Below are 19,035 nucleotides of genomic sequence, written 5' to 3' on the forward strand. Positions count from 1 at the left end.
GGAGGTCGTCGCGAAGCAGACCGTAGGCGATGCCCCCTGATGGACACCGGAGTGAGGGAACGCCGAGCCTAGGCGAGGTGCCGTACGCTTGGGGCGAGCGTTTTTTTGCTTACTTTTTTTAGGCGCTTGTAAAAAAAGTGAGTCGCCGTCAGGCGAAACCCTAAGTAGCCGTTACCGCAGGAATGGATATGTACACCTGCAAGAGGTTGGCCGGCTGTCAGGCCGTCATCGCGAGCAGGCTCGCTCCCACAATGGATTGAGTGCATCTGCGGGAGATTGGTTGGCTGTAAGGCTGCCTTCGCGAGCAGGCTCGCTCCCACAGTTTGGATTGGGGTACATCTGCGGGAGATTGGTTGGCTGTAAGGCTGCCTTCGCGAGCAGGCTCGCTCCCACAGGGTTCGGGTGAACACCTGTGGGAGCGGAGATGAGGTCACGCGAGGCTTTTGCTGACCACTTCAAACACATCGCTGGACAGCTGACCCGAGCCGCGAATGCGCTCCAGTTCCGCCTTCATCAACGCCTGGCGAGCGCTGTCGTATTTACGCCAGCGCGTCAGCGGCGCCAATTGGCGGGAAGCGATCTGCGGGTTGAAGCCGTTCAGCTCGATCACCAGATCCGCAAGGAAGCGATACCCCGAACCATCGGCCGCATGGAAATTGATCAGGTTCTGCCCGGCAAACGCACCGACCAGCGCCCGCACCTTGTTCGGGTTCTTGATGTTGAACGCCGGGTGCTTCATCAACTGCCGAACCCGCTGCAAGCCACCCGGCAACGTGCTGCCGGCCTGCACGCTGAACCATTGGTCCATGACCAACGGGTTGTCCTTGAAGTGCTCGGCAAAACTGGCCAGTGCCTTGGCCTTCTCGGCTTCGAACGGTGAGTTCACCAGCACCGCCAACGAGGTCAGGCGCTCAGTCATGTTGTCGCAGGCATCAAACTGTTCAAGGGCCGCTGCCAGCACTTCTGGCTTGCCACTGAGCATCAGGTAGGACAACGCAATATTTTGCAGGCCGCGACGGGCAAAGTGCTCGGCTTCGGCAACGTAAGCGGTTTGCTTCGACAGCTCACGATTGGTCTGATAACGCAGCCACAGCGCGTCGAACAGGTTGTCCGACAGTTGCTTGCGAGCGAACTCACGGGCCGCGTGAATCGCGTCGACGTCCGCCACTTCGCTGATTTCGGTCAGGTAAGCCTCGCTTGGCAGCGAGAGCATTTCGGCGACCATGGCCTGATCCAGGGATTCATCCGCCAGCACCGAGCGCAACGCGCTGATCAGTCGCTGATCGAGCACCAATGCCTGACCCGCTTGATGCTGAGTGATCAGTTCCTGCAACACCTGCACCGACAACTGCTGGCCGGCTTCCCAACGGTTGAAGCCGTCGCTGTCGTGTTGCATCAGGAACATCAGCTGATCGCGGTTGTACGGGAAGCTCAGTTTCACCGGCGCCGAGAAACCGCGCAGCAACGAGGGCAACGGTTGTTCAGCAATATCGACGAAAGTGAAGGTCTGCTCAGCCTCGGTCACCGACAGCACGCGGGATGTCCCGTCAGCGGCCGCTTCGCCCGCCAGACGCAGTGCGATCGCCGCACCTTTGCTATCCAGCAAGCCCAGTTCTACCGGAATCACGAACGGCAGTTTTTCAACCTTGTCCGGGGTCGCCGGGCAGCTCTGACGGAAGGTCAGGCTGTAGGTTTTCGCCGCCGCATCGTAAGACTCGCTCACCGCCAGACGCGGCGTACCGGCCTGGCTATACCAGCGTTTGAACTGGGTCAGGTCGACGCCGTTGGCATCTTCCATGGCCTTGATGAAATCGTCGCAGGTGACCGCCTGGCCGTCGTGACGCTCGAAATACAGGTCGCTGCCTTTGCGGAAACCTTCGGCGCCGAGCAAGGTGCGGATCATGCGCACCACTTCCGAACCTTTCTCGTAGACGGTCAAGGTGTAGAAGTTGGAAATCTCGATGAACGCATCCGGGCGCACTGCATGGGCCATGGGACCTGCATCTTCGGCGAATTGGTGCGTACGCAGGTAGGCCACGTCCTCGATGCGCTTGACGGTACGCGAGTGCATGTCGGCGGAGAACTCGGCGTCACGGAACACCGTGAACCCTTCCTTGAGCGACAGCTGGAACCAGTCGCGGCAGGTCACGCGGTTGCCCGACCAGTTGTGGAAGTATTCGTGGGCCACCACCGCTTCAACCCGCTGGTGCGCGGCGTCGGTCGCGGTTTCTGCACGGGCCAGCACGCAGCTGGAGTTGAAGATATTGAGGCCTTTGTTTTCCATGGCGCCCATGTTGAAGTCGTTGACCGCAACGATCATGAAGATATCCAGGTCGTACTCGCGACCATAGACTTCTTCGTCCCAGCGCATGGACTTCTTCAGGCTGTTCATGGCGTGCTGGCACTTGTCGATGTTTTCCGGCTCGACGTAAATGCGCAGCGCCACACTGCGCTGGGACATGGTGGTGAAAGTGTCTTCGACGCACCACAAGTCACCGGCCACCAGCGCGAACAGGTAGGCCGGTTTCATGAACGGATCTTCCCAGGTCGCCCAGTGCCGACCGTCTTCACCGGGACCCGAGGCAATCGGGTTGCCGTTGGACAGCAGTACCGGATAGCTGTGCTGCTCGGCGACCACCGTGGTGGTGAACTTGCTCATCACATCCGGGCGGTCGAGGTAATAGGTGATCTTGCGAAAGCCCTCGGCCTCGCACTGGGTGCAGAACATCCCGCTGGACTTGTACAGGCCTTCCAGCGCGGTATTGGTTTCCGGGTGAATCCGCACGCTGGTGTCGACCGTGAAACTGGTGCTGGTCGGGTGCAGGGTCAGGTGGTTTTCCGTCAGTTGATAATCACTGGCACTCAGCTCGGTGTCGCCCAGGCTGACCGACAGCAGCTCGAGTTGCTGGCCATCCAGGACAAGCGGCGGCAGGCCCGGGCCACGGGCCGGATTGCGGCGCATCACCAGTTGCGCATGGACCAGGCTGTGGTCCTCGTACAACTCGAAGGTCAGGTGCGTCTCGTCGATCAGGTACTCGGGCGCCTGATAGTCTTTCAGGTAGATCATCTTCGGTTGTTCGGTGCGCATGCTGGAGTCCTTTTACTGATGCACGGCGAGCTGGTAGGCCGTGTATTTACGAATATTGATAACGCCGGTATCGAAGATCAGGTATTGACCCTTGATCCCCAACAGCGTGCCTTCGGCAATCGGGTTCTTGTCCAGATTGAAGCTGACAATCTTGGCCGGGTACTGCTCGACCGGGTAACGGATTTCAATCGGCTCGACATCAAATACCGGTTGAATCGCTTGCAGGCCGAAGCGCTCCTGCAGTCCTTGCATGCCCTCGGCACAGCTTGCGAACAGTTGATCACGAATCTGTTTCAGGTCAACCGGTGCGGCATCACCCTTGAGCAAGGCGCGCCAGTTGGTCTTGTCGGCCACCTGACTGCGGAACAGGTCTTCGACGAAGCCCGATTGCTGACGGGTCGACACGCGCATGATCGGCAATGCCTGGCTGGCGCCCTGGTCGAGCCAGCGGGTCGGCAACTGGGTGGCGCGGGTGATCCCGACCTTGACGCCCGACGAGTTGGCCAGATACACCACGTGGTCGGTCATGCAGAACTGTTCGCCCCAGGCCGGCTCACGGCAGGTCCCGGCGTCATAGTGGCAACGCTCCGGGCTCATGATGCAGACATCGCACTGCGCCAGTTTGGTCATGCACGGGTAGCAGTAACCCTGGCTGAAGCTGGTTTTGGTTTTGCGTCCGCAATGGATGCAGTGGATCGCACCCAGGTATTCCAGGCGAACCGTGCTGCCGATCAGAGGATTGACCGGCACCTCGGTATCGCCCAGGCGAAAAGCGTATTGCACGGTCGACGCTTCGAGGCGCGCCGACATCTTGCTGATTGCACCGCGGCCAATCTCGATCAATGGATGGCATCCGACTTGAACAGGATATTCGGCACAGTGATCGACTTCGAACTGCATTCCTGGGGGCCCATGTAGCCGGTGCGTTGTTCCTCGGGCAGGTTCTGCACTTCCCAGGCGATCATCGCCTGCAACGACAGTTCGCGCTGCTCGGCAGTCAGCTTGCCGCCGTCGGACCACTTGCCGATCTCTACCGCCAGTTTCAGGCTCTGGTAGATTTCCGGCGTGATGTTTTTGATCATTTCGTTAAAAGAGGACATCAGGTCTCCGCGCTCGTTATTCACAGCACAATTTAGACGGCAGTTTATTGGACAGAGAGTCTACGGCGACTGTACAAGCCGCCCAACAAACCGGTGAGGCATCCGACGAGTAACCCGCCGACGTGCGCCGCATTGGCAATTTCGCCGAAGCCGATCATCGAGATCAGCCCCGACATACACAGCAGCAGCCACACCAGCATCATCACCAATACCCCGCGAGGCAGGCGATACGCCGGGTTCGGCGACAGCAACTGGTAGATCCAGCAATGCCCGAGCAGGCCGTAAAGCACCCCGGACAGGCCGCCGAACAAGGTCGCGCCGCCGTAATAATATTGGGCGTAGTTCGACACCAGGCTGAACAGCAACGTCAACCCCAGCAGGTTGACACTGCCCTGACGCGACTCGATGCGCCGCCCCAGTTCCCAGTACCACATGCCGTTCATGGCCAGGTGGAGAACGCCGAAGTGGATCAGCATCGGCGTCACCAGACGCCACCACTGCCCCGCTGCCAGACTGTCGGCCAATGGCGTGAAGTGGATGTATTCGCCCACCACGCGAAATTCGAGGAACGTCAGCCAGTGCATCGTGTCGAGGTTCTCGCCGAGCAGCGTCACCGCGCCGACGATCATGCTCAGCAACAGAATCAGCGCCGTCACCGGGCTGTGGCGCAGTTGCTCGACGAATCCAGGACGCTGGATATTCGCGTGTGCAGCCGGGATATCCAGTTGATGCTCGGGATCGCCCGCAGGAAACCGTTCGTACAGCGAGCGCACGTCTTCGCTGATCGCGTCCGGCACCCACAGCACCTGTTCACCGGCTTCTTCGCTGACCCGATGCGGCACGTGCATGCGTTGCAGCAAATTGACGAAACCACTCAGGTCCACCGCCAGCGGCAGACGTAAAACAGCCACAACACTCATCGCAATACCTCTGGCCGTTCAACATCGACCCAGACAAACTTGTGTGGATCGAGACGGGTTTCCTGATCCAGCCGATAGGCAACCAGCTTGCCGTACAACACTGCGCTGTAGTCCAGGCAGGCCAGGTTCGGGCGGATCGGCGCCGGTTTGCCACTGCGCCAGTAGTGCCCGACAAACAACAGCGGTTCGTCGATGCCGTAGCGCAACAGGTTATCTTTTTCTACCGGAGACAGCGGCGTGCGAGCCACGGATTCGGGCAAGGCATCTGGCTGGAACACAATGTCGCCGTAGGTTTGCGGGTTGTCTTCCCAGAATTTGGTGCGGAAGAACGAACGCGTCAGACCATCGCCGCTGGTCATGGTCAAGCCGTGCGGCAGGCGCATGTCGGTGCCGCGCAGCAAGCGGTCGAAGGCCATGCAGGCAAAACTGCCGGAAACCGCTGCCGCCTGGACGAAGTGTTCGTCGATGCAGCCATCGGAATACTGCGCACGCAACACGTCGATCAGGCCACCGTCCCAGCAGGCGTGGACGACCCGGAAGCGTCCGGCGTCGACGAACAGTGGCATCTCGTAGAACCAGGCAAGAAAGTCGTGCCAGTCCTCCGGGTGATCGGCAAATTGAGTCAGGGTTTCTTCGAGCAGGCGCGCATGCCGAGGCGTGTGTTCACGCACATACTGTTTACCGCTGCCAGGCGGTGCCGGCGTGCTCCAGCCGAGCGCGTTGAATTCATGGTTGCCCATGATGCACAGCGCCTGACCGGCCTCGACCATATCGTGAACGATGTGCAGCGCTTCGCGAATCCGCGGGCCGCGGTCGATGATGTCACCGAGAAACACGGCCATGCGTGACGGATGGCGCCAGACGCCAGCTTGCTTGTGATACCCGAGTCGGTCCAGCAAATGCTCAAGGGTATGAGCGCAACCGTGCACGTCACCGATCAGGTCGTAGCTACGCGCGGGATCGAGCATCAGTCGCCTCCACCGCCCAACCGGCTGCCCCAGCCCAGCTTGGTCCGGCAGACTTCGTAGTAGTTATGGTCCAGCGGATGAATCAACCGCAGTTTCTGCGCCTTCTTGCTCACGGTGATGGTGTCACCGGGGGCGCAGGTGAAGTGGTTCTGCCCGTCACAGGAGACTTGCGGGTAAATCTGCATATCCTTCGACACGACGATTTTCAGCTCACTGTTGCCATCGACCACAATCGGCCTTCCTGACAAGGTATGGGGGTACATCGGCACAATCACAATGGCATCGAGCTTGGGATGCATGATCGGGCCACCTGCCGAAAGCGCATAGGCTGTAGAACCGGTGGGTGTGGCGACGATCAGGCCGTCGGCCTTTTGGCTGCAGACGAACTGGCCGTCGATGTACAGCTCGAACTCGATCATCCGCGTCGACTTGCCGGGGTGCAGCACCACGTCGTTCAGTGCATCGCCCTGGCCGATGGCCTCGGCGTGACGGCGAACTTCGGCCTGCAACAGAAAGCGGTTTTCGACCAGATAGTGCCCGTCGAGCACTTCCGCGACCTTGACTTCCAGCTCATCCGGGCGGATGTCGGTCAGAAAGCCCAGGTTGCCACGGTTGATCCCCAGCACCGGAATGTTGTGCCGTGCCAATGCCCGAGCGGCGCCCAGCAGGCTGCCGTCACCGCCCACCACAATCACCATGTCACAGACTTCGCCGAGCATCTTGCGCGATGAGGTTTGCAGGCCATGGCCGGGCAGGACTTCGGCGATGGTGTCCTCGAGTATCACGTGCAAGTGCCGGTCAAGCAGGAATCTTTTCAGTCGGCGAACGGTATCCAGCACCTGTGAACTGCCCAGGCGACCGATGATGCCGATATTGCGAAATTGCTCCATGGGGCTCCTAGTCAGGATAGGTTGACGCTTGGTCTGCGACGGCGAAAAACACGATTATGGGCGAAAGCGCGCCGTAGACAAAATCCTTTCAGCCGCGAGCCAAAGCGCTATGCTCGCAAGATGACTTTATTTCCTGGCTTGCTCACCCTGCCCCGCCAGTTGCGCCATCCCGAAGTGCGCGACCTGGCCTGGGTCATCCTCGCGCCACCGATGCTCAGTGAAACACCCTGGCCACAACGTCATCCACTGGCCGGCAGCGATTGGGTACAAGCCCCTGAACGACTGCAACACTGGCTGCTTCAGCTCGATCAGGACAGCCGCGAGCTACAGCGTTGGCTGGCGCTCGGCCCGACTCGTCGCCTGGGCCTGTATTACGAACGCCTCTGGCAGTTTGCCGTGCAGCATGCGCCGGGGGTCGAGCTGATTGCCGCCAACCTGCCGATCCGCCGCGACGGCCACACGCTGGGCGAGCTGGACATGCTGCTGCGTGACCGCGACGGCGTGCATCACCTGGAACTGGCGATCAAGTTGTATCTGGGACCCCAGAACGGCGAAGGCCACGACACTGCCCAGTGGCTCGGACCGGGCTGCCATGACCGACTGGACCGCAAGCTGGCGCACCTGACCCACCATCAACTGCCAATCTCCGCGCGCTCCGAAAGCCGTGATGCGTTGGCCGCGCTGGATATCCTGCGGTTCAGCGCACACTTGTGGCTGGGCGGTTATCTGCTGTACCCATGGCCGGGCCAAACCCAGTCACCCGACTGCGCCCATCCGCAACACCTCAAAGGACGCTGGCTGCATCAGCGAGACTGGGCACACTTTATCGCCCAGAGCCCGCCAGGCCGCTGGCAACCGCTACCACGGCACGCCTGGCTCGCGCCCGCCCATTATCCTGCCGAGCATACCTGGGACCGCACGCAACTGGAGACCTGGCTGAGCGGACTCGACCCGCAGGCGCCTGCGCAGTTGCTGGTACGCCTGACTGAAAACAACGACGGTGACTGGGAAGAAGCCGAGCGGTTGTTTCTGGTGGCGGATTTGTGGCCGAACGTGCCGGGCCAGGGTTGAGCCTTGTGGCGGCTGGATCGGCCCTATCGCGAGCAGGCTCGCTCCCACATTTGGAACGCGTACCCCCTGTGGGAGCGAGCCTGCTCGCGATGAGGCCGACTCGGTCTAGATAGACAGGCGCAACGCCAACGCCGCCAGGGTTACCAGCAGCACCGGCACCGTCAGCACAATCCCGACCTTGAAGTAATACCCCCAGCCAATTTGAATATTCTTGCGCGCCAGCACGTGCAGCCAAAGCAAGGTCGCGAGGCTACCGATCGGGGTGATTTTCGGCCCCAGGTCGCTGCCGATCACGTTAGCGTAGATCATTGCCTCTTTCACCACCCCGGTGGCCTGGCTGGCATCGATCGACAACGCACCGATCAACACCGTCGGCAGGTTGTTCATCATCGACGACAACAGCGCGGTCAGCAGCCCGGTACCCATGGCCGCGCCCCAAACGCCGTAGTCCGCGAACACGTCCAGCCAACCGGCCAGGTACGTGGTCAAGCCGGCATTACGCAAGCCGTAAACCACCAGGTACATGCCCAAGGAGAAAATCACGATATGCCACGGTGCTTCTTTCATCACCTTGCGCGTGGAAATCTTGTGCCCACGGGCAGCGATAGCCAGCAGCAATGCCGCGCACACCGCGGAGATCGCGCTGATGGGAATCCCCAACGGCTCCAGGGCAAAACAGCCGAGCAGCAAAATCACCAGCACACACCAACCGGCAACGAAGGTTGCCTTGTCGTGGATCGCGGTCTTCGGGTCTTCCAGTTGTTCCAGGTCGTAATCGGCAGGAACATCCCGTCGGAAGAACCACAGCAACACCGCCAGCGTCGCCGCAACGGCCACCAGGTTGACCGGCACCATGACCGCTGCATAACGGTTGAACCCAATGTGGAAGAAGTCCGCGGAGACGATGTTCACCAGGTTAGACACCACCAGCGGCAGGCTCGCGGTATCGGCGATGAACCCGGCGCCCATCACGAACGCCAGCGTTGCCGCCGGAGAAAACCGCAAGGCCAGCAGCATCGAAATCACGATGGGCGTGAGGATCAATGCCGCGCCATCATTGGCGAACAGCGCCGATACCAGCGCCCCGAGCAAAATCATGTAAGCGAATAGCTTGCGCCCGTTACCGCGCCCCCAGCGAGCCACATGCAACGCTGCCCAGGCAAAGAAACCCGCTTCATCCAGCAACAGGCTGATGATGATCAGCGCCACAAACGTCCCGGTGGCGTTCCAGATGATGTCCCATACCAGCGGAATGTCGCTGACCTGCACCACCCCGCAGAGTAACGCCAAGACGGCGCCCAGCACCGCACTCCAGCCGACGCCGAGGCCTTTGGGTTGCCAGATCACCAGGGTGATGGTCTGGAGGAAAATCAACGACGCTACGAGCATGCGAAACAGCCTTGAAGAAGATGGAGGGGGGAGATCAGCAGCAACGGACCGGACGGTCATCCATCGCCTGTAGTCGCGCGACATCAGCGCCAAGCCACGCACCGTTGGCTGCCAGCGCGCCGTGCAACAACGTCACGACCCACGGGGATAATTGCGGGTGCAGGCGATAAAAAACCCATTGCCCCTGACGACGGTCCGCCAGCAAACCATGACTGCGCAATTGCGCCAGGTGACGGGAGATTTTGGGTTGGCTCAGGTCCAGCGCCGCCGTCAGTTCGCACACGCACAGCTCACCCTCTTTGGCGATGAGCAAAGCGATACGACTGCGGGTGTCATCGGCCAACGCCTTGAACACATCGACGGGATTGCAGGGATCGGACATGGAAGTGAATGCGCCTGAACAAACGAAGCGCGAATATATGGAATTTCGAATATAGGGTAAAGCGAATAAACCACATCGCACGCAACCGAACGCAGGCTACGCCAGCTACGGTTGCTTGTGCGATTCAGGTATTACAAGCGGATCACATGCCCCTCGATCGGCGCGATTTGCCCGTGAGACAGCCGCGAAATCACCGTTTGCGCCGCTTCAAGCCCATCACTCTCCACCACCCTGAGCAATGGATTGGCCGGTGCCGTCACTCGCCGATGAAACTTCCGCCCGCCCTCACCGATGTACTCGACAAGCTGCTGCGCGCCCCATTCGGCGTTGCGTTTGCGAATCTGGATCGGCGCGAAGAAAAACGCCGGCTGCGGCCCTGTTATAGCGCTCAGCTGCGCCTCATCCGTGCTCTGTGTAGAACCTACAGCGCAGCTGTAAACCAATTGCTCGGCGAAATGCTGATGCACCTGATCGCGTAAATCCAGACGGCCAGAGAAATCCACGTACAAGGTCGGACGGTCAGTTGGCAACGACGCCAACTCGGCATACCCGAGCGTGCGTTCGTAACACCCAAGATGTTCGACATACGCCTTGTTTCCGGCCGACGTCAACGCCACGCGCTCCAGATTCGACTGGTCCTCCAGACAAATAGCCGTGCCGAAAGCAGTTTTGCTCGAAGCGCTGGAGAACACCACGCGCGTCGCACCGAAGAGTTGATTGTTCTGAAGGAAGTCCGCCAACATCAATGACGTCAAAAACAGCGGATTAAGCAGCATTTGCAGGTTTTCATTCGCTGGGCTGTAGTACCGATCCCAACTGCAACGGGTGTACTGGTTGTAAACCGAGTTCAGTGTTTGACGGTGCGGGGCGGCGTCATAAAAGCCGCGTTCGGTCACCCGCTCTGGATGTACCCAAAGATGGCTGGCCAGTGGAAAGTACCCGTAAAAGCGCTCACCGACCGTAATGCCTTCAACTGTAGAGGCAAGCACATCGGCAAAACCCCAGACCGGGATGTGGCCCCACTCCGCCCGCCCCGTCGGGAAAAACTCCCAGTAATGCATCGAGTCGCCATAGGCTGCGTAGGTGACGTTATTGGTGGTCAGCGCGCAGCGATCAATCTTCAGGATCACGTCGCCAGCCGCCGGAATCAGGCTGCGCCGCTCACGCTCGACACGACTCTGGTCGATGGCGTTTTTACGGGTGATCAGCCGTGTGACCGTGCCCAGGCTTTGCATTGTTCAGACTCCCTATCGTGTGGCTGTCCACTTTCCAATGGTTCGATCATCAGTCGACTGGCCAGCGCTTCCTGAGCGCAAGCGCTGGCCCCCGATCGATCAATCCTTTTTGAATTGCTCGACCCACTCGGCGTAGGCATTGATGAAACTCTGCAAAAACGGCCGGACCGACTCGGACACCTTGCCCGACTCGTCGAACGCCGTACCGGCGTTGCTCAGGTAGGCTTCCGGTTGCTGCATGCAGGGCACATTGAGAAACACCATGGATTGACGCAAGTGATGGTTTGCACCGAAACCACCAATAGCGCCGGGCGAAGCGCTGATCACTGCGCCCGGTTTACCGCCCCAGGCACTCTTGCCATAAGGCCGGGAACCGACGTCAATGGCGTTCTTCAGGGGGGCAGGCACCGAGCGGTTATATTCCGGTGTCACAAACAGCACCGCGTCGGATGACCTCACCTGTTCACGGAAAGTGCTGTAGGCTGCCGGCGGTGTTACATCGATGTCTTCGTTGTAGAGCGGCAGGTCGCCAATCTCGACGATGTTCAGCCTGAGGTTTGCCGGAGCCAGTTCAGCCAGCGCCAGCGCGACTTTGCGGTTGATCGACTGTTTTCTCAAGCTGCCAACCAGGACAGCAATCGTATAGACCTTGCTCATTGGTAATTCCCGACTATCTGGCTAAAGGAGCCTGTAGTTATAGATGATTCGGTAGCACTTAACGTGCTCCGTGTCGCGGAATGGCAGTTAAATACTATTTTTTTCCTGTAGGAAAACTTACCAAGCTTATCGACGGTCTACAGAACCGCAAATTGAGTGACTTATCTCCAGAGGTTCTAAGCAGATGGCAGCAGTACTCGTCGGACAATTCCATGCAAGAGATGCGGAAGGCCGTGTTTATTCAGTGCATGAGTTCCAGGAATCCACCCCGTCGCAGGAGGGTATCGCCGGGCCTGCGCCTGTCACCACCTATAAGCTGGCGATTGGCGACCGCATCAACAAACTCGATGACAACGAATTTGTACTGGTTCAATCGGGCGTTACCATCACCCGCGAGCCTGAATCAAACGTCGCCTCATAAGCCTCTGTTATGAGCTGAAGTCATAGGCACGGACTTGGGTTAGGATTCAGTTACTGACCCCCTCACCTGCTGAACATGGACTTCACGCATGCGTTTACGTCATATCGAAGTGATCCAGGCACTCCTGCAAACCGGTCATCTGGGCACCGCTGCCGAGATGCTGCAATTGCCGGTGGCCGGGGTCGAGGGGATGTTGCGCGAAGCCGAGGAGCAACTCGGCTTCATGCTGTTTGCCAGTGTGCGCGGTCGTTTGCAGGCCACTCGCGAAGCGCGGGAGCTGCAGGTCGAGATTGCTCACGTCTACGAAGCCCTCGAACCGGTGCAGCGGCTGGCCAACAGCCTCAAACAATACCTGGCGCCGCCGTTGCGGATCATTTGCACGCCCCCCTTGGCGCAGCAATTGTTGCCACAGGGCATTGCCACCCTGCGTCGACGCTTCCCGGATGCGCCCTGCTCGCTGCTCAGCCAGCCCACGCGTGACATCGTCAGAAGCCTGCTGCTGCGTGAAAGCGATCTCGGCTTGAGCCTGCACGACCCTGACCACCCCGACATTCAGTGTCAGATCATTGCCCAAGGCAAACTCCAGCTCCTGGCGCCTCATGGCTGGCTGCAACCCAAGCAAAAATACATTTCCGTGCAGGACCTGGCCGGTCAGTCGATGGTCGGGCTCGAAGGCCACGACCCGCTCAGCGTGATGTTCGAGAGCAAACTACAGGCCTTGCGCCCGGCACCGATGGTGCAAACCCGGGTTCAGACCCATCAGATGATGCGCAGCATGGTCGAGGCCGGCGAAGGCCTGGCCATTGTCGATCCGTTTACCGCGATAGGCGCCAAGGCCAGCGGACTGGACGTTTGCCCCGTCTCGCCGGCCGTTCCGATCAGCCTTTACGCCTTGACCCTGAACAATACCGCGATAGCGCCTGCGGCCCAGGCGTTACTGGAGATCATCAAGGAACAAGCCGAGGTGATGCTGGCGAGCTGACAGGCTGTTCCAGGGGGTTATCAAATAGCCGATACCAGAACAACGCCACCTCAGCGGTTTGCGGGTCGATGCCGCGATAACGCAGGTGATCGATGCCCCCCATGACATAGCCGCAACGCTCATAAAGCCGACAGGCACCCAGGTTGTTATTCTGGGTTTCCAGCATGATGCCCGGCAGTTTCTTCTTGCGACTCCAGAACTGCGCGACATCCAGCAACGCCTTCGCCACTCCGTGGCGGCGCGCCGGGGCGTGCACTGCCAGCTCGTCGATATGGGCAAAGCCGTTCCAGTTAGTGCTGATCACGATGTGCCCCACCGGGTGATCGTCGAGAAACGCCATGAAAATCGCACTATCGACTGCGTTCCGGTAACTGGCGAACTCCTCCGGGTCAATCCCATAACACTTGCGGTAGGGCGTGATGGTTTCCAGCGGCCACTGATCCACCGGCTTATTGAACTCTGCGGCCGCGTAGGCCCGGACCTCAAAACTGAAGTCACTGCCCCAGATATAGGCAGCGAATCCCTGATCGGCGACACGTACCGCCAAACCCGGAGACTTGGGATTGATGACCGGCTGCATACTCGGAAAAGTCCTCAAGTTTTTATGCAATCGACGGTGTAACACCGCCCATTGCCCTCGTCTTCATGCTGCAGGCCGTGCACATCGGCGACGAAGCCCGGGAAGCTGCTGTTGAATGTGCGGGCAAACGCCAGGTAATCGATGATCGAGCGCGTCGACTCGGTAAAACGTTCGCCGGGCATGATCAGCGGAATCCCCGGCGGGTACGGCACCAGCATCACCGCAGCGATTCGCCCCTGCAAATTGTCGATTGACACCGCCTCGACCTCGCCACGGACCAATTGATCATAGGCGTCGGCCGGTTTCATGACGATCTCTGGAAGTACCGTGTACATCCGCTTAAGGTGCTTGGCGGTGGCATTGCTGCGGTAGCAGGCATGCAATTGATCACACAGGTCGCGCAGCCCCATGCCCTGGTAACGCGCCACGTCTCGTTGCGCGACACACGGCAGGCACGCTGCCAGGCTGACGTTGGCGTCGTAGTTGCGTTTGAATTCGAGCAACTCGGTAAGCAAGGTGCTCCACTTGCCCTTGGTGATGCCCATGGAAAACAGCACCAGGAATGAATACAGACCGGTTTTCTCTACCACCAACCCGCGTTCCCAGAGGAACTTGCTGACCACTGCCGCCGGAATCCCCCGCTCGCTCAGCGCGCCACCGGCCGTCAGCCCCGGCATCACCAGCGTCACTTTGATCGGGTCCAGCAGCACGTAATCTTCGGCAATGTCGCCAAAGCCGTGCCAATCGGCTTCGGGCTGCAACAGCCAGTCGGAGGTCGTGACCCTGTCGATCCCCTCCACCAGCGGTGGCTGCCAGATCGAGAACCACCAGTCGTCGGTGGCGATATGCTGGCGCAGATTGGCCAGCGCCCGGCGGAAACTCAGGGCTTCATCGAACATTTCCTGCAACAGCGAACGGCCGGCCGGGCCTTCCATCATCGCCGACGCCACGTCCAGCGAGGCGATGATGCTGTATTGCGGCGAGGTGGAGATGTGCATCATGAACGCTTCATTGAAACGGTCGCGGTCCAGTTGACGAGCGCCACCATCCTGCACGTGAATCATCGACGCCTGGCTGAAGGCCGCCAGCAGTTTGTGCGTGGAATGGGTGGTGAACACCAGCGGGCTGTCGCCAGTGCGCGAAGTGCCCATGCCATAACGCCCGGCAAAGAACTCGTGAAACGCTGCATACGCATACCAGGCTTCGTCGAAGTGCAACACTTCGACGCTGTTGCCCAACGTTTGCTTGATCAGTTCGGCGTTGTAGCAGAGGCCGTCGTACGTCGAGTTGGTCACCACCGCCAGCTTGACCTTGGGCTCTCGGCCCTTGGTCAACGGGCTCGCGTCGATCTTGGCCTGGATCGATTCACGGCTGAATTCGCTCAGTGGAATCGGCCCGATGATCCCCAGTTCGTTGCGCTCCGGACACAGGTACAGCGGGATCGCCCCGGTCATGATGATCGAGTGCAACACCGATTTGTGGCAGTTGCGGTCCACCAGCACCAGGTCGTCACGCGCGACCATGGCTTGCCAGACGATCTTGTTGGCCGTCGAGGTGCCATTGATCACGAAAAACGTGTGATCGGCGCCAAAATTATGTGCTGCACGGGCCTCGGCTTCCGCCAGTGGCCCGGTGTGGTCGAGCAATGAGCCGAGCTCCGGCACCGAGACCGACAGGTCCGAACGCAGGGTGTTTTCCCCAAAAAAMTGGTGGAACGCCTGCCCTACCGGGCTTTTGTGATAAGCCACCCCCCCGCCATGCCCCGGGGTGTGCCAGGAATAGTTGGAATCGGCGGTGTGTTGCACCAAGGCCTTGAAAAACGGTGGCAGCAAGCCATCGAGGTAGCTGCGCGCCGCCCGGGCAACCTGGCGTGCCAGAAACGGCACAGTGTCTTCGAACAAATAAAGGATGCCACGCAACTGGTTCAGTTCGCTCATGGCATCGGCCGGGGCGTTTTCCAGAGTGACTTGCTCACCCAGGGCGAAGATCGGCAAATTCGGCGCACGGGCGCGGGCCACACGAATCAATTCGGCCATGTTCTGTAAAAGGTGGGTGTTTTCCCCGGCGCCTTCGGCGGCAATCAACATGCACGCGAGGCCGTGGTGAGTCGAAGCGACCAGTCGGCCTTCGGTGTAATCCACCGCCGAAAGGACACTGAAACCTTCCTGTGAAAGCTCCGTGGCGATGGCACGCACGCGATCACCGGCGACCGTGTCGGCCTTGATGTCGCGGTGGACAATAAGGACCGGGAACTTCAAGTCTTTATACATGGGGCTCGGCGTCCTGAGGCAGCAGACCGTAGTCTGCCAATACACTCAGGGTAGAGGGTTGCGGCCCGTGTGGCGAGCGAGCATTACCCAGCACAGCGATCCGTACCGTAGCAGCTGCCGAACCTGTGAGGCTGCGTTCGAGGACGAAGTCCTCGCAAACAAGCAATGTGCAGTTATTCTGAAGGAACTCGTTTACCTATTGCGACTGCTCCGCAGCCGAACGCAGCCTCACAGGTTCGGCAGCTGCTACGGTGAGCGTGCAACACCTTAATTATTGACTTGCCTCGGCCTCGGCCAGCTGGGTCCAGAGCGCCGGAGCACCGGCAGACTTGGCGATCACTTCAAGGCGCGAGGCGTGCTCGGCCAGCTCCGCTTCACTGGCGCGGATAATCCGTGCTGGCGTGCGATCCGCTGGCAGACGACGGATCTCGCTCGCCTGATTGCCCGAGCCTTCGCCCGAACCGTTGCCGTCAGACGCGTTACCCGCCAGCGACAGACTGGTCTGGCCGCCGGTCATGGTCAGGTAAACGTCAGCAAGAATCTCGGAGTCGAGCAAGGCGCCGTGCAGCTCACGGCCGGAGTTGTCGACGCCATAGCGTTTGCACAAGGCATCGAGGCTGTTGCGCTGCCCCGGGTGACGCTCGCGCGCCATCATCAGGGTATCGAGGATCGAGCAATGCTGGGTGATATCCGCCCGATCCTGCTGGCCCATCAGCGCGAATTCGTTGTTGATGAAGCCAACGTCGAACGCCGCGTTATGGATGATCAGCTGCGCGCCCTTGATGAACTCGAAGAACTCATCGGCCACTTCAGCAAAACGCGGTTTGCCCACCAGGAACTCGTTGGTGATGCCGTGGACGCCAATCGCGCCCTCGTCACTCTCCCGGTCCGGTTGCAAATAAACGTGGAAATGCCGGCCCGTCAGGCGTCGACCGATCAACTCGACGCAACCGATCTCGATAATCCGGTGGCCGTCGGTCACCGGCATGCCGGTGGTTTCGGTGTCGAGCACCACCATCCTCTGAGCCATCGTTGTTCACCCCTTCTGTGTAGCGTTTACATAAGGGCGCGATGTTAACACAGAGCTTGAAAGGGCTCAGCCCAACCCTGTGGAAGCCGGCTCGCTCCCACAAGGGATACCTCAGCCTTGATCACCGCCGCCAACCGGCATCACCAACCCGGTGATGTAGGCCGCGTCGTCAGAGGCCAGAAACAGGATCGCCCCGACCTGTTCGTCAATCGTGCCGTAGCGCTTCATCAGGCTGCTGTCGACGGTTTGATCGACAATCTGCTGATACCAGACCTTCTCTTGCGGGCTCTGCTCGGCACTGTTGCGCGGAATCCTCCGTGGTGGCGCTTCGGTGCCGCCAGGGGCCGTGGCGTTGACCCGCACACCGCGCTCGGCGGTTTCAAACGCCAGGCACGCGGTGAGCGCATTGACCCCGCCCTTGGCCGCGCCATAAGGCACGCGATTGACCCCGCGCGTGGCAACGGACGACACGTTGACGATGGCGCCACTGCCCTGCTCCAGCATGAATGGCAGCGCGGCATGGCAGCACCACAGCGTCGGAAACAGCGAACGGCGCACTTCCGCTTCGATCTGTTGCTCTTCGTAATGCTCGAAAGGCTTGGCCCAGATGGTCCCGCCTACATTGTTGACCAATATATCCAGACGCCCGAAACGCTCGATGGCCGCCGTCATCACGCGCTGGCACTCGGCGTACTGTTCGAGGTCGGCGGTGAGGGTCAGTACTTCGCTGGTTTGCCCCAGCTGTTCTTGCAGCTCAAACACCAGCTCGGAGCGGTCGACCAGAATCAGCCGCGCACCTTCGGCGGCCATGCGTTCGGCGACGCGGCGGCCAATCCCTTGGGCCGCACCGGTAATCAGCGCGACTTTTTCGTGAAATCTGTTCATTTCAATACCTCAATGTCCCTGTAACGACACGGACCTGTGGGAGCGAGCCTGCTCGCGATAGCGATGGGTCAGTCAACATTGATGCTGAATACACTGCCGTCATCGCGAGCAGGCTCGCTCCCACAGGTCGTGCGGCGCCTAAGTTTTTTACGCCGCACTGGCCGCGAATTTTTCGTAGTAGAAGTTTTTCGGCGAGACGCCCTGCTCGCGAATGAACTGGCTGACCGCCTCGACCATCGGCGGCGGGCCGCAGAGGTAGACATCGACATCGCCGTCGTTCAAGTGTTTGGGTTCGATGTGCTGGGTCACATAGCCCTTGAGCGGGTGTGCGCTTTGCGGGTTGGCTACGCAGCAGCTGAAACTGAAGTTCGGGATCCGCGCGGCCAAGGCTTGCAGCCGGTCCAGCTCCACCAGGTCAAAATCATTGGTCACGCCGTAGATCAAGTGCAACGGATACTCACTGCCCTGCTCGGCAATTTTTTCCAGCATGGCGGTGAACGGCGCCAGCCCCGTGCCGCCGGCCAGCAACAGCAACGGACGCTGAATGTCGCGCAGGTAAAAGCTGCCCAACGGCCCGGCCAGGCTCATGCTGTCACCGGCCTTGGCGATACCGGTGAGAAAGCTGCTCATCAACCCGCCTGGCACATTGCGTATCAGGAAGCTGACTTCACCGTCACGTTGCAACGAACTGAACGAATAGGCGCGGGTCTGTTCGCTGCCGGGAATACCTAGGTTGACGTATTGCCCCGGCAGGAACGTCAGTTTGCTCAGGGCATCACCCTTGATCGACAGCGCAATCGTGCTGTCGGACAGCTGACGCACCTGGCTGATGGCCGCGCTGTAGTGGGCCTTTTGCGTGCGGCAGACGTCCGAGGACACCGGCACGCGCACCACGCAGTCGCTGAGGGCGCGCATCTGGCAGGTCAGCACAAAGCCTTTTTCGGCCTCGTCACTGCTCAGGGCGTCTTCGATGTACTCCTCGCCCAGATCGTAACGCCCGGCCTCGGCGAAGCATTTGCAGGTGCCGCAGGCGCCGTCGCGGCAGTCCAGCGGGATGTTGATGCCCTGGCGATACGCGGCGTCAGCCACGGTTTCGCCGGGATTCGCGTCAACGAAACGGGTGACGCCGTCTTCAAAATTGAGTGCGATGGAATGAGTCATGACGGC

The 19,035-nt window shown here is 60.0% G+C and carries 18 protein-coding genes; 3 read left to right on the plus strand and 15 right to left on the minus strand.

The annotated features are described in order from the left end of the window. Positions 1-430 precede the first annotated feature (430 nt). From pepN to AC1DHT_RS24010, 6 genes are read right to left on the minus strand one after another with little or no spacing between them, the layout of a single operon-like run. Entirely contained in the window at positions 431-3,088 is a 2,658-nt protein-coding gene (gene pepN / locus AC1DHT_RS23985; protein ID WP_427537530.1) for an aminopeptidase N, read from the minus strand. A 12-nt stretch (positions 3,089-3,100) separates the two neighbouring features. Beyond that, positions 3,101-3,931 (minus strand): DUF2797 domain-containing protein, encoded by an 831-nt coding sequence (locus AC1DHT_RS23990; protein ID WP_054597149.1) that lies wholly within the window; start codon positions 3,929-3,931, stop codon positions 3,101-3,103. Next, positions 3,928-4,188 carry a YeaC family protein gene (locus AC1DHT_RS23995; RefSeq protein WP_019690610.1) on the minus strand — a complete coding sequence of 87 codons (261 nt, stop codon included), beginning with the start codon at positions 4,186-4,188 and terminating at the stop codon, positions 3,928-3,930. Before AC1DHT_RS23995 ends, AC1DHT_RS23990 begins: the two co-directional genes overlap by 4 nt. Positions 4,189-4,232: 44 nt before the next feature. Further along, positions 4,233-5,108: a rhomboid family intramembrane serine protease gene (locus AC1DHT_RS24000; RefSeq protein ID WP_427537534.1), complete on the minus strand. Its 876-nt coding sequence runs from the start codon at positions 5,106-5,108 to the stop codon at positions 4,233-4,235. Then, complete coding sequence (locus AC1DHT_RS24005; protein WP_427537615.1) at positions 5,105-6,079, minus strand: metallophosphoesterase; 975 nt, start codon at positions 6,077-6,079, stop codon at positions 5,105-5,107. The genes AC1DHT_RS24000 and AC1DHT_RS24005 overlap by 4 nt, the downstream gene beginning before the upstream one ends. Beyond that, a complete protein-coding gene (locus AC1DHT_RS24010) occupies positions 6,076-6,966 on the minus strand; it encodes an NAD(+) kinase (protein ID WP_019690613.1) in 891 nt (296 codons plus the stop codon). The genes AC1DHT_RS24005 and AC1DHT_RS24010 overlap by 4 nt, the downstream gene beginning before the upstream one ends. Before the next feature lie 120 nt (positions 6,967-7,086). On the opposite strand from AC1DHT_RS24010, the gene AC1DHT_RS24015 reads away from it, so the two are divergent. Beyond that, a complete protein-coding gene (locus AC1DHT_RS24015) occupies positions 7,087-8,037 on the plus strand; it encodes a DUF1853 family protein (RefSeq protein WP_427537537.1) in 951 nt (316 codons plus the stop codon). Positions 8,038-8,142: 105 nt separating this feature from the next. Here the strand turns inward: AC1DHT_RS24015 and AC1DHT_RS24020 are convergent, their stop codons facing one another. The 4 genes from AC1DHT_RS24020 to AC1DHT_RS24035 all read right to left on the minus strand — a co-directional run bounded on the left by AC1DHT_RS24020 (position 8,143) and on the right by AC1DHT_RS24035 (position 11,700). Then, the gene (locus AC1DHT_RS24020) at positions 8,143-9,426 is read right to left on the minus strand and encodes an arsenic transporter (RefSeq protein WP_427537540.1); all 1,284 of its coding nucleotides are present in this window, start codon (positions 9,424-9,426) and stop codon (positions 8,143-8,145) included. Between the two features lie 34 nt (positions 9,427-9,460). Next, positions 9,461-9,808: a metalloregulator ArsR/SmtB family transcription factor gene (locus AC1DHT_RS24025; RefSeq protein WP_427537543.1), complete on the minus strand. Its 348-nt coding sequence runs from the start codon at positions 9,806-9,808 to the stop codon at positions 9,461-9,463. A gap of 131 nt (positions 9,809-9,939) precedes the next feature. Then, a complete protein-coding gene (locus tag AC1DHT_RS24030; protein ID WP_427537546.1) occupies positions 9,940-11,043 on the minus strand; it encodes a DUF2855 family protein in 1,104 nt (367 codons plus the stop codon). Positions 11,044-11,142: 99 nt separating this feature from the next. Further along, the gene (locus tag AC1DHT_RS24035; protein ID WP_427533675.1) at positions 11,143-11,700 is read right to left on the minus strand and encodes an NADPH-dependent FMN reductase; all 558 of its coding nucleotides are present in this window, start codon (positions 11,698-11,700) and stop codon (positions 11,143-11,145) included. 184 nt (positions 11,701-11,884) lie between these two features. Here AC1DHT_RS24035 and AC1DHT_RS24040 point away from each other — a divergent pair, with 184 nt between their 5' ends. Both AC1DHT_RS24040 and AC1DHT_RS24045 read left to right on the plus strand, forming a co-directional pair. Further along, positions 11,885-12,121 carry a hypothetical protein gene (locus AC1DHT_RS24040; protein WP_427537549.1) on the plus strand — a complete coding sequence of 79 codons (237 nt, stop codon included), beginning with the start codon at positions 11,885-11,887 and terminating at the stop codon, positions 12,119-12,121. Positions 12,122-12,209: 88 nt separating this feature from the next. Then, a complete protein-coding gene (locus AC1DHT_RS24045) occupies positions 12,210-13,103 on the plus strand; it encodes a LysR substrate-binding domain-containing protein (RefSeq protein ID WP_427537552.1) in 894 nt (297 codons plus the stop codon). Here AC1DHT_RS24045 and AC1DHT_RS24050 read toward each other — a convergent pair. From AC1DHT_RS24050 to benC, 5 genes are all read right to left on the minus strand, one after another. Then, positions 13,069-13,683, minus strand: coding sequence for a GNAT family N-acetyltransferase (locus AC1DHT_RS24050; RefSeq protein ID WP_427537555.1), 615 nt, complete (start codon positions 13,681-13,683; stop codon positions 13,069-13,071). The genes AC1DHT_RS24045 and AC1DHT_RS24050 overlap by 35 nt on opposite strands. A 14-nt stretch (positions 13,684-13,697) precedes the next feature. Continuing rightward, the gene (locus AC1DHT_RS24055; protein WP_477761493.1) at positions 13,698-15,953 is read right to left on the minus strand and encodes an Orn/Lys/Arg family decarboxylase; all 2,256 of its coding nucleotides are present in this window, start codon (positions 15,951-15,953) and stop codon (positions 13,698-13,700) included. 271 nt (positions 15,954-16,224) lie between these two features. Further along, positions 16,225-16,983: a DNA polymerase III subunit epsilon gene (gene dnaQ / locus AC1DHT_RS24060; RefSeq protein WP_427537561.1), complete on the minus strand. Its 759-nt coding sequence runs from the start codon at positions 16,981-16,983 to the stop codon at positions 16,225-16,227. A gap of 111 nt (positions 16,984-17,094) precedes the next feature. Beyond that, positions 17,095-17,868 (minus strand): 1,6-dihydroxycyclohexa-2,4-diene-1-carboxylate dehydrogenase, encoded by a 774-nt coding sequence (locus AC1DHT_RS24065; RefSeq protein WP_427537564.1) that lies wholly within the window; start codon positions 17,866-17,868, stop codon positions 17,095-17,097. Between the two features lie 147 nt (positions 17,869-18,015). Next, the gene (benC, locus tag AC1DHT_RS24070) at positions 18,016-19,029 is read right to left on the minus strand and encodes a benzoate 1,2-dioxygenase electron transfer component BenC (protein WP_427537567.1); all 1,014 of its coding nucleotides are present in this window, start codon (positions 19,027-19,029) and stop codon (positions 18,016-18,018) included. Positions 19,030-19,035: the final 6 nt, after the last annotated feature.

The organism is Pseudomonas sp. 05N432 (genome assembly GCF_056396945.1).

Coding starts and splice junctions, on each gene's coding strand:
- pepN (WP_427537530.1), bottom strand. CDS start 3,088: ATGCGCACCGAACAACCGAAGATGATCTACCTGAAAGACTATCAGGCG.
- AC1DHT_RS23995 (WP_019690610.1), bottom strand. CDS start 4,188: ATGTCCTCTTTTAACGAAATGATCAAAAACATCACGCCGGAAATCTAC.
- AC1DHT_RS24000 (WP_427537534.1), bottom strand. CDS start 5,108: ATGAGTGTTGTGGCTGTTTTACGTCTGCCGCTGGCGGTGGACCTGAGT.
- AC1DHT_RS24010 (WP_019690613.1), bottom strand. CDS start 6,966: ATGGAGCAATTTCGCAATATCGGCATCATCGGTCGCCTGGGCAGTTCA.
- AC1DHT_RS24015 (WP_427537537.1), top strand. CDS start 7,087: ATGACTTTATTTCCTGGCTTGCTCACCCTGCCCCGCCAGTTGCGCCAT.
- AC1DHT_RS24020 (WP_427537540.1), bottom strand. CDS start 9,426: ATGCTCGTAGCGTCGTTGATTTTCCTCCAGACCATCACCCTGGTGATC.
- AC1DHT_RS24025 (WP_427537543.1), bottom strand. CDS start 9,808: ATGTCCGATCCCTGCAATCCCGTCGATGTGTTCAAGGCGTTGGCCGAT.
- AC1DHT_RS24030 (WP_427537546.1), bottom strand. CDS start 11,043: ATGCAAAGCCTGGGCACGGTCACACGGCTGATCACCCGTAAAAACGCC.
- AC1DHT_RS24035 (WP_427533675.1), bottom strand. CDS start 11,700: ATGAGCAAGGTCTATACGATTGCTGTCCTGGTTGGCAGCTTGAGAAAA.
- AC1DHT_RS24040 (WP_427537549.1), top strand. CDS start 11,885: ATGGCAGCAGTACTCGTCGGACAATTCCATGCAAGAGATGCGGAAGGC.
- AC1DHT_RS24045 (WP_427537552.1), top strand. CDS start 12,210: ATGCGTTTACGTCATATCGAAGTGATCCAGGCACTCCTGCAAACCGGT.
- AC1DHT_RS24050 (WP_427537555.1), bottom strand. CDS start 13,683: ATGCAGCCGGTCATCAATCCCAAGTCTCCGGGTTTGGCGGTACGTGTC.
- dnaQ (WP_427537561.1), bottom strand. CDS start 16,983: ATGGCTCAGAGGATGGTGGTGCTCGACACCGAAACCACCGGCATGCCG.
- AC1DHT_RS24065 (WP_427537564.1), bottom strand. CDS start 17,868: ATGAACAGATTTCACGAAAAAGTCGCGCTGATTACCGGTGCGGCCCAA.
- benC (WP_427537567.1), bottom strand. CDS start 19,029: ATGACTCATTCCATCGCACTCAATTTTGAAGACGGCGTCACCCGTTTC.